Source organism: Paenibacillus campinasensis (genome assembly GCF_002272015.1).
GTDB classification, from domain to species: domain Bacteria; phylum Bacillota; class Bacilli; order Paenibacillales; family Paenibacillaceae; genus Paenibacillus_AQ; species Paenibacillus_AQ campinasensis.
On the sequence record NZ_NPBY01000030.1, the window covers coordinates 125,733 to 140,695 of the forward strand.

The 14,963-nt window shown below is 54.3% G+C and carries 11 protein-coding genes; 5 read left to right on the forward strand and 6 right to left on the reverse strand.

The features are described 5' to 3' along the window. Positions 1–28 precede the first annotated feature (28 nt). From CHH67_RS09905 to CHH67_RS09915, 3 genes are all read left to right on the forward strand, one after another. Positions 29–301 carry a hypothetical protein gene (locus CHH67_RS09905; RefSeq protein ID WP_144029252.1) on the forward strand — a complete coding sequence of 91 codons (273 nt, stop codon included), beginning with the start codon at positions 29–31 and terminating at the stop codon, positions 299–301. A gap of 58 nt (positions 302–359) precedes the next feature. Continuing rightward, the gene (locus CHH67_RS09910; RefSeq protein ID WP_095265008.1) at positions 360–1,715 is read left to right on the forward strand and encodes a hemolysin family protein; all 1,356 of its coding nucleotides are present in this window, start codon (positions 360–362) and stop codon (positions 1,713–1,715) included. Between the two features lie 139 nt (positions 1,716–1,854). Beyond that, positions 1,855–3,450, forward strand: a complete 1,596-nt coding sequence (locus tag CHH67_RS09915; RefSeq protein WP_095265009.1) for a PTS sugar transporter — start codon at positions 1,855–1,857, stop codon at positions 3,448–3,450. Between the two features lie 477 nt (positions 3,451–3,927). Here CHH67_RS09915 and fumC read toward each other — a convergent pair whose 3' ends face one another. The 6 genes from fumC to CHH67_RS09945 all read right to left on the reverse strand — a co-directional run bounded on the left by fumC (position 3,928) and on the right by CHH67_RS09945 (position 12,342). Then, positions 3,928–5,316 carry a class II fumarate hydratase gene (fumC, locus tag CHH67_RS09920; protein WP_095265010.1) on the reverse strand — a complete coding sequence of 463 codons (1,389 nt, stop codon included), beginning with the start codon at positions 5,314–5,316 and terminating at the stop codon, positions 3,928–3,930. 259 nt (positions 5,317–5,575) lie between these two features. Then, complete coding sequence (gene cydC / locus CHH67_RS09925; RefSeq protein ID WP_095265011.1) at positions 5,576–7,441, reverse strand: thiol reductant ABC exporter subunit CydC; 1,866 nt, start codon at positions 7,439–7,441, stop codon at positions 5,576–5,578. Further along, positions 7,438–9,309, reverse strand: coding sequence for a thiol reductant ABC exporter subunit CydD (cydD, locus tag CHH67_RS09930; RefSeq protein ID WP_095265012.1), 1,872 nt, complete (start codon positions 9,307–9,309; stop codon positions 7,438–7,440). The genes cydC and cydD overlap by 4 nt, the downstream gene beginning before the upstream one ends. Further along, positions 9,309–10,325, reverse strand: coding sequence for a cytochrome d ubiquinol oxidase subunit II (gene cydB, locus CHH67_RS09935; protein ID WP_095265013.1), 1,017 nt, complete (start codon positions 10,323–10,325; stop codon positions 9,309–9,311). The genes cydD and cydB overlap by 1 nt, the downstream gene beginning before the upstream one ends. Further along, positions 10,312–11,718, reverse strand: a complete 1,407-nt coding sequence (locus CHH67_RS09940; RefSeq protein ID WP_095265014.1) for a cytochrome ubiquinol oxidase subunit I — start codon at positions 11,716–11,718, stop codon at positions 10,312–10,314. The genes cydB and CHH67_RS09940 overlap by 14 nt, the downstream gene beginning before the upstream one ends. 231 nt (positions 11,719–11,949) lie before the next feature. Then, positions 11,950–12,342: a hypothetical protein gene (locus CHH67_RS09945; protein ID WP_218832014.1), complete on the reverse strand. Its 393-nt coding sequence runs from the start codon at positions 12,340–12,342 to the stop codon at positions 11,950–11,952. A 515-nt stretch (positions 12,343–12,857) separates the two neighbouring features. Here CHH67_RS09945 and CHH67_RS09950 point away from each other — a divergent pair. Continuing rightward, positions 12,858–13,520 (forward strand): HAD family hydrolase, encoded by a 663-nt coding sequence (locus CHH67_RS09950; RefSeq protein ID WP_095265016.1) that lies wholly within the window; start codon positions 12,858–12,860, stop codon positions 13,518–13,520. 179 nt (positions 13,521–13,699) lie between these two features. Continuing rightward, entirely contained in the window at positions 13,700–14,923 is a 1,224-nt protein-coding gene (locus CHH67_RS09955) for a mannitol-1-phosphate 5-dehydrogenase (protein ID WP_095265017.1), read from the forward strand. Positions 14,924–14,963: the final 40 nt, after the last annotated feature.

Below are 14,963 nucleotides of genomic sequence, written 5' to 3' on the forward strand. Positions count from 1 at the left end.
AAGTATAATACTCGGCATGACGCTAATCATGATTACATTGGTTTCCGTCGCTGCCGCGGAGCCTTCCGAATCGAAAGAGAATCCGCCTGAAGCTGTGGAGAGCGTGCGCCCTGCGCCGCCTATGCTCCCTAAGAGCCCCGAGCCTGGACGGATGATGCCGGAAGTGTTCTCCCGGGTGTTCATAACGCTCTTGCCCAAGAGCATTGATGAGCCTGTACAATCGGATACGTTCCTAATCCTAAAGCACATGCTGCTCGAGCCTTTGAAGTTCCGATCGAATTATGTAGATATCCATGCATAGTACGCCATGGTTATCAAAAAACTAATTCAGATCAGAAGAGAAAAGGATGTGTTTTTGCGTGGATGGCAATATAGGCCTTAATCTATTCCTAGTGTTTGTATTAATCGCGGCAACCGCGTTTTTCGTAGCAACAGAGTTCGCTATCATCCGGCTTCGGCCTAGTCGTGTGGATCAATTGGTGATGGAAGGACGCAAGGGCGCCCTCGCCGTTAAGAAGGTCACCTCCAACCTGGACGGATATTTATCCGCCTGTCAGCTAGGTATTACCATTACCGCACTCGGGCTTGGATGGCTCGGGGAGCCGACGGTCGAGAAGATACTGCATCCGGTCTTTGAAAGTCTGGAGCTGCCAAGTGCGGTAGCTTCCATGATATCGTTCTTACTGGCATTTATTATTATGACTTATATCCACGTCGTGATCGGGGAACTTGCCCCGAAGACACTTGCTATAAATAAAGCGGAGACGATTTCGTTCCTCTGCGCCCAGCCCATTATCTGGTTTAACCGCATCATGTATCCGTTCATCTGGCTCCTGAACGGGTCTGCCAACAAGCTCGTTCGCCTGTTCGGCATGAAGCCTGCCAGCGAGCACGAGGAGGCTCACTCCGAGGAAGAGCTTCGCATGATTCTGAGCGACAGTTATGAGAGCGGAAAGATCAACCAGAGCGAGTATGGCTACGTCAGCCGTATCTTTGCTTTTGACGATATGCTGGCCAAGGAAATTATGGTCCCTCGTACCGATATGATCTGTCTGTATGCAGACAAACCGCTGGCCACAAACTTACAAATTATCAAGCGGGAGCAGTACACCCGTTTCCCCGTTGTCAGAGGTGACAAGGACCAGATTGTCGGCATGATCAATACGAAACAGTTCTTCCTGGAATTCGATGATAATTCCAACATGGATCTGTCGAAGCTGATTCATCCTGCGATGACCGTATCCGAAGCGATTCCGATCAAGAAACTGCTTCGCAAAATGCAGCAGGAAGGTACCCATATGGCCATTCTGATTGACGAATATGGCGGCACATCGGGTATGATCACAATTGAGGACATCCTGGAAGAGATCGTCGGTGAAATCCGCGATGAGTTCGATGATGATGAAGAACACGAACTGACCCAACCGGAGCCCAACCGCATCATTGCGGACGGCAAGGTGTCGATCAGCCGGATTAACGATCTGCTCCCGGCCAATCTGGATACGGATGACCTGGATACGATCGGGGGCTGGCTGTACGGCCACAACTCCGAGCTTGGGAAAGGCGATTCCTGGACCTATGAAGATCTGGTGTTCACGGTATTGGAGAAGAAAACCCACCGTTACACCAAGCTTCAGATCGTGAAGCAATTGCCGGAAGAAGCGCAGGAGGACGAACCCGTCCCGGTCGCTGAAGATTCTCACTCTCATTCATAACCATGATTACCGTCTGCGGCGCTCCTCCTTCGGGAAGGGGGCCGCAGATTTTTTTCTGGATAATTTAACACTTTAACAAGTTATAACTCTGCTGTAATATAGTCTTTAGTTTATTTCTACATACAGGAGGCTTCAGCCTATGAATCGTCAAATCGCCATTCTCGGAAGCAGCGGCGGAAATCTGTACAACCTCGGGGGCAGAGACCCGCTCAAGCTTCTCGATGAAATTTTAGTGCAGCTAAAAAGCGCCGGCCTGTCCTGTGGGGCTCTGCAGTTCATTGCTGCCGAAGGCTCTATGGATACGGCAACAGACCGTACTCCTGCCAAATTGTACGGCTGGAGTGTGACGCAGCAACAGCCGATTGTTGTGGCTGAAGGAACGTTGCAGGAGGTCAATCAAGCCGCCGAGCGGCTCGATCTTGAAATCGCCGAGCAGATTGAGCTTGCCGAAATTGATGGCCTGATTGTGATGAGCGCCGATCCGGAAGGATGCAATCGAAATGCCATTGCCGCGGCCGTGAAGGAGAAAATTCCGTTAACCGGCACAGGCGGTTCTTCAATGGCGGTCATCCAGTCCAAAGGGGCCAACGTGATTGCCGCCTCCGGCACGACAGGCACGACGAACCGGACCCGTGCCGTTGCGTTTGCAACCTCCCTCAGCAAGCACTGGAAGCTGAGCTATCGCCCGGTGATCGGACAGGCTGCCGCTTCGACAGGTGCTGGCGATCAAGCCGTCTCCGCCTCCCCGTGGCGCCGCATCAGCATTCGGGGCATTATGATGGCGTCGCTGCCCGGATTCATCGGCATGGCCCTTATTCTGGCAGCCAGTAAAATTCCGGGGTTGTCGGCCTTGTCCGAAGTGTTCGACCTGATGATCAAGGCGCTGCCGGTCATTCTATCCGTCATCGCAGCCAAGCAAATTTCCGAGCTGGACGAGGTATCGATTGTCGCCGGCATTGTCGCTGGTGTGCTGTCCGTTGAGGGAGGCATTATCGGCGGGATGATCGGCGGGATTGGCGCAGGTCTGATCGTCCATTATGTATTCCGCAAATGTGTGGAATGGCGCTTCCCCGCGACAACCGTCAATATCGTGGCAGGCGGGATCTCGGGCCTTATATCCGGACTTATCGTTTATTTCCTTATCGCGCCGGTGGCGCTGGCAGCCGGGGAAGGAATCCGGGCTCTGATCGAGACCTTGGTGTCCTGGAACCCTGCCATCGCTGGATTAGTAGCGGGTCTGCTCATATGGCCGGCCATTATCGGCGGCGTATATCATGCCGCCATTCTGCCCATCGTCCTGCTGGAGATGGAGACGACCAGCAACAGCTTCTTGGGGGCCGTGGATATGGTTGGCCTGGTTATGGTGTCGGCTGGCATTACGCTCGCCAATATCATCTCCCCGCGCAATAAAGGAGAAGCCGCGGTAGCCGCACCGGGTTTTGCGATCAATATGGGGTTTGGCACCTTCGTGGAGGCTGCATATCCGTTCATGTTCTCGAACAAGCTTGTCTTCGCCGGAGCTATCGCTTCAGCCGGGCTTGGCGGTATGCTTGTCGGTTTATTCGGCGTAAGGGGCACCGCCTATGTGCCATCCTTTGTCGGCCCGATTACGTCCAACAACACCACCGGCTTCTTAATCTCGATGGCTGCCAGCCTGTTATGCTCCTTCCTGATCACCGTACTGGCCAACAGAGTGGCGCGGTATAAAAGCAGCAGCAACACGTTGGGTATGTAGCAAAGGGTGTTCGGTAGGCGAATCGGAGCTAGAGTATTCCAATTCCAGTGAAGTCCCCATAATAAAAAGTTGGGCGGAGAAACGTTATGTTTCCCGTCCAACTTTTTTTATATCAAGCCTAATTCCCAACGTGATCGGCTCCTCGATTCTGAGCCCTTGCCCCTTGCATGATTATCCCTTTCGTTCAGGGAGCAAAAAAACGGGAGTTCAGGCTGGGAGCTAGCATAGGCTATAGGCTCATTAAAAGATCGAATAAAAGGGCGTGGAGAAATAATCGCCAGCCTTACCCACCTACACCTTCCTCCTGCAGCGCGACTTGGAGCAGCGCTTGTTTATGCCGATGTACCTATCCCCTTCTCGGCAGTTCTCCGTTTCTTTCGCTACCTGATTAAAAGGGATTATCGTGAAAGCATCCGTGAAAGGGGAAGTGACGCTAATGGTTATGCTTGCTGACCTACTGAACGGTCTCCGCCAACCCTACGCCTTCGGGTGAATCATCTCTTCCGGACGAACGATGCGGTCAAACTCCTCGCCGCTTAGCAGGCCGCTTTTGATCGCTGCCTCGCGCAGGGTCGTTCCTTCTTGATGTGCCAGCTTCGCAATGGTCGCCGCGTTCTCGTAGCCGATATGCGGATTCAGGGCGGTGACCAGCATGAGCGAGCGCTCCATATTGGCCCGAATCACCTCGATATTCGCCTGGATGCCCACCGCACAGTTGCGGTTGAAGGAATCCATCGCATCCGCAAGGAGACGAGCCGACTGCAGATAATTGTAGATGATGACAGGCTTGAACACGTTTAGCTCAAAATTGCCCTGGCTTGCCGCAAAGCCGATGGCAGCGTCATTGCCCATCACCTGGCATACGACCATCGTAAGCGCCTCGCTCTGGGTCGGGTTCACCTTGCCCGGCATAATCGAGCTGCCCGGCTCGTTAGCCGGAATCGTCAGCTCGCCGATGCCGGAGCGCGGACCGCTGGCCAGCCAGCGCACATCGTTGGCGATCTTCATCAGATCAGCCGCCAGCGCCTTCAGCGCACCATGAGCAAATACAAGCTCATCATGGCTCGTCAGCGCATGGAACTTGTTGCTTGCCGAGGTAAAGCTGTAGCCGGTCTGGGTGCTGATCTCGGCAGCGGTCATATCGCCGAAATCCGGATGAGCGTTGATGCCTGTACCAACCGCCGTACCGCCAATGGCAAGCTCGCGCAGCGGCTCGACAGCAGCCACAATCATCTGCTCGGACTTCTCCAGCATCCGGTGCCAGCCGCTGATCTCCTGTCCGAGGGTGAGCGGCGTTGCATCCTGCAGGTGGGTGCGTCCGATTTTTATAAGATCCTTATATTCATCACGCTTGTCCGCAAGCGTCTGCTTCAGCCGCCGCAGTGCCGGCAGCACCTGATCCTCCACCGCCACGACAGCCGCCATATGCATCGCGGTAGGGAACGTATCATTTGAGCTTTGGGACTTGTTAACATCGTCATTCGGGTGGATCGCAGTGTCCGCCCCTTTATCCTTCAACAGCTGGTTCCCGCGGCGGGCAATCACTTCATTCACGTTCATGTTGGACTGCGTGCCGCTTCCGGTCTGCCATACCACCAGCGGGAAATGCTCATCCCACTGCCCCGCGATGATCTCGTCAGCCGCTGTCACAATCGCTTCTACCTTGCCCGGCTCCAGCTTGCCCAGCTTGCCATTCACAATGGCGGCGCTTTTCTTCAACACGGCAAAGGACCGGATGATATCCATCGGCATCGTTTCCGTGCCTATGCGGAAATTTTCCAAGCTTCGCTGGGTCTGGGCAGCCCACAGCTTATCCGCAGGCACCTTGATTTCACCAAGCGTATCCTTCTCAATACGGTAGTCCATCTCTTCTTCCTCCTCGTGTCTATTTTGCTAGCCGTTACCCATCATGTAAAAACGCTTTAAATTCCAATCCTATTATGACACAGATGGCAGCGGAATGAAAAATGCTTCCCCTTCATGCTTACAACGATCCATGGCTCCCTATGCAGGCTGTGCCGGTTGATCATCTTCCTCACGTTTACGACGCACAAAAGCCCGGGCCCTCGAAGAACACATCCTTCGAAGACTCGGGCTGTATGTTGTTGTGTCACCCCGAGGGAGTTCACATGACGCCTGGCCGGTCGAGCTGATACAAGCGTCTGTAACGAGAGGAGCGCTGGAGCAGCTCGGCATGCGTCCCTCTCATCGTAATCTCCCCTTCATCCATAAACACAATTTCATCCATCTGTTCGATCCCTACGAGATGATGCGTAACCCAGATTAACGTGCGGCCATGCAGACTGCTGAAAATGGTGGACAACAGATCCCGCTCAGTCTTCGGATCAAGGCCGACCGTCGGCTCATCCAGAATGACAACCGGCGTATTCTGCAGCAGAATGCGGGCGAGGGCCACGCGCTGCCGCTCTCCGCCGGAGAAACGCTGGCCCGCCTCCTGCATCCGTGTCTTGAGGCCTGCCGGAAGCGACTGCACCAGCGGCCCCAGCCGGGCAAGCCTTACCGCCTCGTCCACTTCCTCTGCTGTAGCGTCATGACGCCCGAGCCGGATATTGTTTTCCAGTGTCGTGTCAAACAGGTGCGGGCTCTGATTCAGTACCGATATAAACGAAGCCATGCCATCTCCATAATGGTCCGCCGGACTCCCGTCCAACGTGACACTGCCCGCCGATGGAGAGATAACGCCTTGAAGCAGCTTGAGCAGCGTCGACTTGCCTGCACCGGATCGGCCAATGACCGCTACTTTCGAGCCAGGAGGGATGTCCATCGACAGACCACGAACCGCATACCGGGTCTCTCGCTCAAGGCCCTCCTCTTCTGCTGTCGCAAGAGCTGAGAGGGATTCCTTCTCATAACGGTATGAGACATCCCTCACAAGAATATGAACCCCCGCGCCCGCGTCGGACAAGAACCGGGCATTCTTCGCCAGGTCCAGCTTGGCGGCATGCTGCATTCCGGACCGGTTTCGATTCTCCACACTCTCTCTATCATATGCAGCACCGGCCAGCCCTCCCCTTGCGTTTCCTGCCTCAATCGCCCGCAGACGGGCCAGTGATTCCTCATAATGCGGTATCTTCTCCACTGCATCAGACAGGGGAAGAAAAGCATCCATCAACGGGAAAACGGCGAGGACAAAAGCGGCAATCAGCGTCACATCCAGCATGCCTTCCCCGTGCCGCTGCCCTGTCCAGTACAATACCGAGATGACCGTCAGCGCCACCACCCCTTGCGCGATCAGGCCGCGCCACCGTGCCCAGCGCTTCAGCTGTCGATCCGTCCGGTCTACCTCCGCTTCATCCTCTTCATATCCGCGCAGGAACTGTTCTTGACGACCGCTCACGAACCACTCGTTCAGACCGAGCACAGCATCGGTAAGCTTGCGGTATAATGCACTGCGCTGCTGCTTAATCGCTCTGTTCTTCCGCTTGGTCAGCAGCAGCGAAATGAGCGGCAGAACAAACACAAGCAGACAGACATACAACCCGATCAAGACGGCAAATCCGGGATCAAAAGCCCCGAGCGCCGCCACGATCCCCCCGTACATCACAAGTGCGGTCACAGCCGGAAAGACGGTTCGGATATAAACGTCCTGAAGACGTTCAATATCTTCTGCGAGGACGCCCAGCAGATCGCCTGTGCGGTACCGGGAAGACAGCCGGAGCGCCTGCGGCTCCAGCAGGTTGTACAGGCGCAGGCGCATTTGTGACAGGATGCGCAAGATGGTGTCGTGCCCGACCAGCCTCTCCACATAATGGATGACCGCACGGCCGATGCCGAATGTGCGCACGCCAACTACCGGAACATACACCATCAGAATATTTTCGGGTCGCAGTGCCGATTTGGAGATCAGATACCCGGAGGTGAACATCAACGCCCCCGCAAACAGAACAGTCAGAATGCCGAGCACCGCGATCAGCACAAACCGCCAAATATGCGCGGTAGCATACGGCATAAGCCACGATTCCTGCTTCAAAGCACTCCCTCCATTTGCGATGTGATCAGTTGATAGTAAACCCCGCGCCTGGCCATCAGCTCTCCGTGTGTCCCGGTTTCGGCCACTCGTCCGGCGTCCAGGACAATAATGTAATCCATGTGCGGCATCCAGTGGAGGCGGTGGGTTGCCAGGAACACCCATTTATCCCGAAACAGGGGAAGCATCGTCTCCTTCAGCTCATACTCGGTCTCGATATCCAAATGCGCCGTAGGCTCATCCAGCAGCAGCACCGGCCGATTGCCGAGCAGCGCCCTCGCCAGCGCCACGCGCTGTGCCTGTCCGCCGCTAAGCGCCCGTCCGCCTCCGCCAATGTGCTCATCCAGCCCTTGCGGCAATGACGCCACCAGCTTCGACAGTCCGGCCGTCTCTACCGCCTGAACAACCTCTGCCCTTGAGGCATCCGGTGCATAGAACTTCACATTATCCTCAAGAGAGCAGCTGAACAGATACGGATGCTGGGGCATGTAAGTGATCTGTTCACGCCATGCGCGCCTATCTGCATCAGACATCGGCACGCCATCCAGCGAGATCGTTCCCTCCGATGCCTGGACGAAGCCGCCAAGCAGATCAATCAGTGTTGACTTGCCTGCACCGCTCTCGCCCACGATGCCAACCTTTCGCCGCCCCCGGATCTGAAGGTCAATTCCCTCCAAAGACGCGCGCCCGCCATCTTCATACCGCTTGCCGATCCCGGTCAGCCGCAGCAGGCTGTCCGTCTCCCAGGCAAAGGACTTCCCGATCGGGGGTGCGGCCGGGCCCTTCCCGGCTTTACGCGGAAGGCCTGATGAACCGCCATTCGCATTCCCTATCGCGTATCGCTGCGGACCTTGAGCTTGAGGCGGCCTCTTCTGCTCGCCTGCTGCTGGCTGCTTCGTGTCCGGGAGCGGCGTAGCGCCAGACTCGGCTTCAGCCTCCCGGATCATCGATTGCATGGCCAGCCCCGCCTGCCTGCCGTCCAGCGTCGCGTGGAAGTCAGCCCCGAGCATGCGCACAGGCAGGAAATATTCTGGTGCAAGCACCAGCACCGTCAGTGCAGGCAGCAGCTCCAGACTGCCATTGATCAGGCGCAGGCCCAGGTTAACCGCCACAGTGGCTACGGACAGCATTGTGAAAAAGTCCAGTGAGAAAGAGGACAGAAAGGCTACGCGCAGCGTCCGCATCGTTGCCTTCCGATACCCTTCGCTAACCTGCTTGATGCTGCGGCTGTGGCCAGCGCTTTGACCGAGATACTTCAAGGTCTCCAGCCCGCGCAGCGAATCGACAAAGTGATTGGACAGCACCCGGTAGGAACCTAGCTGCTTCTCGGTTTGTTTTCTCGCAGCCAGTCCTACCAGAATGAGAAATGCGATCAGTATCGGCATCGTCACGAGCAGAATCAGGCCCGATATACGGTCGGTCGCAAATACATACAGCCATACCAAAATTGGTGTAATTCCTACCCCGAGCATGCGCGGGATGACCAGCTCGGCGTATTTGCGAAACTTGCCGATCCCGTCCAGCACCAGCGTGACCACATTCCCGGTCCCTTCGGTACGAACAGCCGCCGGGCCGCGCTGGAACAGCGCTGCCAGCAGCCTCTGTCTCAGATCGGAGCCGGTCTCCTCGGCAAACCGCTGGGCCAGGCGCTGCTGCAGCATGGAGATGACGTGCCGGGCCAGAAACGCCAGCAGAAACCAGCCGATCTCTCCGGCCTGCTGGTACGGACTTGAGCCCGAGAACAGCGCCGAGATGACTTCTGCCAGCCATTTCGCTTGCAGAATGATGGCCAGGCTTTGCGCTACCGTACATAATGCCACAAGAAGAAATACCGGCTTCGCCCCTTTATACCCCAGCAGCTCCTTGCCCATCAGTATTCCAGATGCTCCTTCTCATTCACGCGCTTGTGGAACACAAAGTAGCTCCAGATCTGATAGCCCAGCACAAATGGCAGCAGGGTGACAGCGACGATGGTCATAATCTTCAGCGAGTACGGGCCGGAGGCCGCATTGTAAATCGTCAGGTCAAATGCCGAATTGATGGAGCTGATCATGACGCGTGGGAATAACCCGGCGAACACCGACGTCACCAGCAGCACGATGACCGCGCCGGTCATCCCGAACGCCCAGCCGTCGCGCTTGACGCTCATGAAATAGCCGCCGATGAGAAAGGCTACCATCGCGAGGATGAGCAGCAGCGATACGAGCATGCCCTTCTTCTCGATAATGTCCGTCACCATGTAAGTCATCACGCCGAAGACCATGAACAGCCCTGCAACCGGCAGAAGCAAACGCCGGGCCAGGCGGCGCGCCCGCTCCTGGAGCTGACCTGTCGTGCGCAGCGTAGTGAACATCAAGCCGTGCAGCAGACAGAGCATTACCATCGTCAAGCCGCCGACCACTGTATAAAGGTTCACGACATCGAAGAAGCCGGCATGCAGCTGCATCTGCGCATCAATCGGAAGCCCCTGAATAAGACAGGCGAACACAACGCCAAGCAGAAACGGAGGCAGCACGCTGCCGAGAAAAATTGCCGCATCCCATACTTTTTTCCAGCGGGTGTTATCGACCTTTCCCCGGAATTCAAAGGCGACCCCGCGCCCGATGAGCGCCAGCAGCAAAAACACAAGCGGAATATAGAAACCGCTGAACAGCGTGGCGTACCAGTTCGGGAATGCGGCAAACATCGCACCTCCGGCGGTCAGCAGCCACACCTCGTTCGCATCCCAGAACGGACCGATCGAGTTGATAAGAATACGACGCTCTGTGTCGTTCTTCGCGAGAAACCGGGTCGACATGCCCACTCCGAAATCGAAGCCCTCCAGAAAAAAGAAACCGATAAACAACACAGCAACGAGAATAAACCACAGTTCATTAAGAGACAGCATTGTAGTCCTCCTCCTTCGCGAACGGGTCGCTCACATGTTGATCGCCCGTCTCTTCCGCATATGGCCCTTTCTTGATGACCTTCACGAACAGATAGGCCATTACGACAGCCAGAACGGCATAGATCGCAGTAAACGTAATAAGTGAGAACAGAATGGAGCCTGCGCTGACGTTAGGCGATATGCTGTTCTCTGTTGTTATCAGTCCGAATACCGTCCATGGCTGACGCCCGATCTCCGTCATAATCCATCCGGTTGTATTGGCTATGAACGGCAGCGAAATGCTGTACAGCATCAGGCCCATGAACCATTTGCCGGCCTGCTCCAGCTTCCTGCGCAGTGCCAGCCACGTGCCATACAAGCCAAGCAGAATCATGATTGTGCCAGACGCCACCATAATCCGGAAGCTCCAGAAGGTCGTTCTCACCGGCGGAATATAGTCACCAGGCCCATACTCCTGCTCGTATTGGGCTTGAAGCTCCTTCATCCCGACCACTTCCCCGGAAAACTTGCTGTAAGACAAGAAGCTCAGCAAATACGGAACCTTCACTTCCATGGCGTTCTGCTGCTTCTCAGGATCAATAGCCGCAATGACCGTCCATGGCGCCGGATCATCACTTGTCTCCCACAAGCCTTCCGCCGCCGCCATCTTCATCGGCTGGGTTTGCACCAGGTACTGCGCCTGCTGATGACCGAATACGGCTACGAGTATAGAGGATATCAGCCCTACAACAACCGCAATGTGGAAGGACTTTTTGAAGAAGGTCACGTCTTGCTTCCGCATCAGCTTATAGGCACTGACCCCGGTGACCAGAAATGCCCCTGTGGCGAGCGCGCCGAATATCGTATGCGGGAACTCTACCAGCAGCTGTCCATTCGTAATGAGCGCGAAGAAATCGTTCATCTCTGCCCGTCCGTTGTTGATGACATAGCCGACCGGACGCTGCATGAAAGAGTTGGCCGCCAATATCCAGAACGCCGACATGACCGTCCCCAGGGAAACCAGCCAGATCGAGAGCAGGTGGACCTTCTTGGACAGGCGGTCCCAGCCGAAGATCCACAAGCCGATGAAGGTCGACTCCAGGAAGAAGGCCAGCAGCGCTTCAATCGCCAGCGGCGCACCGAATACGTCCCCGACAAAGCGGGAGTAATCCGACCAGTTCATCCCGAACTGGAACTCCTGCAGAATGCCTGTTACGACCCCGACCGCAAAATTGATCAGGAACAGCTTGCCCCAGAACTTGGCCATCTTCTTGTACACTTCCTGGCCTTTCACCACATACATCGTCTCCATGATGGCAATCAGAAACGCCAGACCGATGGATAGCGGCACAAAAATAAAATGAAAAATGGTTGTCGATGCGAATTGAATTCGCGCCAGCATGACCGGATCCATAAAATACCCCTTTCTTTCCTTTCGATTGAGCATGCCTTGTGAAGTTCGGTTCGGCTGCTCACGGTTCTGTTTGTATTTTCGCAGAGGGATAATTTGAATATTGTGATAAAAATCACATAAATCAGCAGCGCATGCGGGAAAAAGTTATAAATTCGTGACAAAAATCACTAATTAATCATAATGAAAAAAGAAAAGCCCGCGCAGATCAGCGCCGGCTTACGTCCTCTCATATTAGCTTTTACATAAGAATTCATCCAGATTATACCGGCTGATGACACTTTCGAGCGTATTGCGATCCGATAAATACTCTACAGTATAAGTGCCGGAAACCGTTACCTTTCGGCCATCCTCCAGGTAGTCCAGATGAAGCACACCATACTCATCAAATTCCCATTCATGAGCCACCCAATATATTGGAGAGGCCAAGCCTATGAACTGAATAACGACGATCGATCCATATACAAACTCTTCAGGCTCCTCGTATTCCTCGTATTCCTCATATTCCTCGTACAAGTCGTCTCCGGCGTCATATGCATTATATTGATGACGATCGATCCGGGATCGAATGATTTTGATTACGATAGCAGCCGCTGCAGCGACCGCCAAAAGGATAATAAAAGCCACACTGTTAGACCACGACACGTCCTATTCCCCTTCCAGCATCACCTGTTATGTACCTTGTTTCCTGATGATACAACGATGCATACTTGTTGCTTTTATCATATATCGGGAATCCAATTTCACAAGACGTCTCCTCAAAAAATGGGCCAAAACTAAAAAAAATAATTTTTTTCTTAAAACAGCATGCCGGAGCGCGATGCCTCACGATCGTTATTGGTAACAGCCCTTCCGGATCAGGCGGAACAAATATGCTGATACACCGGGAATGAAACCGGATTCTAGCTAGCTTGCATTCTCCACAATCACATGAATGAAAAGCTTAAAATGCAAGTGCTTCCATCGATCCGTATGAAACCGCAATCACACTGCGTCAGATTATCTGCCGCGTTGACGACTTGACAAAGCTTATGTTACGGTTTTTTTAACGACAACGGCGAATTCAATTATGGGAACCGCCGGATATCCAACTCGTTTTGTTATATTAACTAACACTTTATTAACATGAGGGAGTGGTTAAATTGATCAAAGGTTTCATTTTTGATTTTGACGGAACGATCATCGATACCGAGACTGCCTGGTACTATGCTTTTCGCGAAGCCTACCAGGAGTATGGAGTAGAGCTGACACTCGCACACTATTCCACTTGTATCGGCACCAGCTTGAATTCTTTTAATCCTTACGAATATCTGATGACCGACCTGAACCTGCCCATTGATAAAGAGGAATTCCGCATCGCGGTTCAGCAGCGGCACAGTGAACTGATGGAGAAAGAGGCAATCCGCCCGGGCATTCTGGAGTTTCTGAACTCGGCGAAAGAGGCAAATCTAAAGCTGGGGCTAGCATCAAGCTCTTCCAAGGCCTGGGTTGAAAAGCATTTGGAGCTGCTTGATATTCAAGATTACTTTGAATGTATCCGCACTTCTGACGATGTGGCCCGGGTTAAACCTGATCCTGAGCTGTATGTGCAAACTCTGGAGTTTCTGGACCTCGCGCCTTCGGATGCCGTGGCCATCGAGGATTCCCCAAACGGCTCGAAAGCAGCCGCAGCTGCAGGCATGCATTGCGTAGTTATCCCCAATGAACTGACCCGTTATCTGGAGTTTGATGTTCCGCATCACAAGACCGATTCGTTAAGTTCCCTCGATTTCGAACATGTAGTCACACGCAAAATTTTTAGCTAACAGCTAAGTAATCCTCTATACTCCATTCACACCGATCATAATCAAAGGCCTGTCCGACAAGGATGTTCAGCAAGTTGTAGGAACAGGACGGAGATAATGATGAAGCGAAATATCAAGTCCCCTACCTGTCCTGTTCCTTCTTCATTTCAGTCTTCAAGACCAAAAAGGAGGAATACACGATGAAAGCTGTCCACTTCGGGGCCGGGAACATCGGCAGAGGTTTTATCGGCCCGATACTGTCCAAATCCGGTTACCATGTATGTTTTGTCGCCCGCAACAAGAAGCAAATCAGCGAACTTCAGACCCGGCGGGAATACCCTCTTGTGCTGGCCAATGAGGATCGCAAATCCGAGATCGTTGGCAACGTAACGGCGCTAAGTCTGGGGGAGTCTGGCAAAGTGACCGCGCAGATTGCCGCAGCGGATATCGTCACTACGGCTGTTGGCATCAGCGCACTGAAGGACATTGCCGAATCGATTGCCCGCGGGATTCGCCAGCGGATAAAGCAGGGCAATGCAACCCCTCTGCATATTATGGCCTGCGAGAACGGGATCGGAGCAAGCCAGTTGTTGAAGAAATGGGTCTCCCCTTACCTGGAAAACTGGGGAATTCAAGATGCCGACCGCTTCGTGTCTTATCCGAATACGGTGGTGGACCGGATCGTCCCCGTGCAAAAGCATAAAGATCCGCTGCAAGTGATGGTCGAACCTTTCTCCGAATGGGTGATTGACCGCAACGAGATCAAGGGCGAGCTTCCCCCTCTGCAGGGCGTCCGTTACTCCGATTCGCTCGACGCTTATTTGGAACGAAAGCTGTTCACCGTGAATACCGGACACTGCTGCGCCGCGTATTTCGGATATTTGGAAGGCTATTCTACAATTCAGGACGCGATGTCCGATCCCGGCATCCGTTCCAAAGTTACCGGGGTGCTAATGGAGACCGGAGCGCTGCTCCGCGAGCGTTACGGTTTCGACGAGAAGAAGCATCGGCTGTATATCGAGAAAATATTGGGACGATTCGCAAACCCGCATTTTCACGATCCGATCACTCGTGTCGCCCGTTCCCCGATCCGCAAGCTCTCATCCAGTGAACGCCTGGTGTATCCCGCCATGCAGGCTGAGCGACTCGGATTGAATACATCCGGTCTGGTTACGGCCATTGCCGCCGCCCTTCTGTTTGATCACGCCGACGATCCCGAAGCGCTGAAGCTGCAAGAACAAATCCGCAAGCAAGGGATTCGTGAAGTGGTCTCGCACGTGCTCGGCATCCCATTCAGCCATCCGCTTCACGGCCGTATTACCGCCGCCTACCGGAAGCTGTGCTTGAACTATCCTCATCTGGCCAGCACGGGCTTTGAGACGATCTTCAGTCCTACCGCCCATCGCCCGGCGTCCACGGAATAAGCAAGCGGGCCGGGATACGCGGGGATGCTTAAGCGCAGAA

Bases quoted from the DNA above. Each gene is read 5' to 3' on its own strand.
- CHH67_RS09905 (WP_144029252.1), top strand. From the start codon at position 29: ATGATTACATTGGTTTCCGTCGCTGCCGCGGAGCCTTCCGAATCGAAA.
- CHH67_RS09915 (WP_095265009.1), top strand. From the start codon at position 1,855: ATGAATCGTCAAATCGCCATTCTCGGAAGCAGCGGCGGAAATCTGTAC.
- fumC (WP_095265010.1), bottom strand. From the start codon at position 5,316: ATGGACTACCGTATTGAGAAGGATACGCTTGGTGAAATCAAGGTGCCT.
- cydD (WP_095265012.1), bottom strand. From the start codon at position 9,309: ATGGGCAAGGAGCTGCTGGGGTATAAAGGGGCGAAGCCGGTATTTCTT.
- cydB (WP_095265013.1), bottom strand. From the start codon at position 10,325: ATGCTGTCTCTTAATGAACTGTGGTTTATTCTCGTTGCTGTGTTGTTT.
- CHH67_RS09940 (WP_095265014.1), bottom strand. From the start codon at position 11,718: ATGGATCCGGTCATGCTGGCGCGAATTCAATTCGCATCGACAACCATT.
- CHH67_RS09955 (WP_095265017.1), top strand. From the start codon at position 13,700: ATGAAAGCTGTCCACTTCGGGGCCGGGAACATCGGCAGAGGTTTTATC.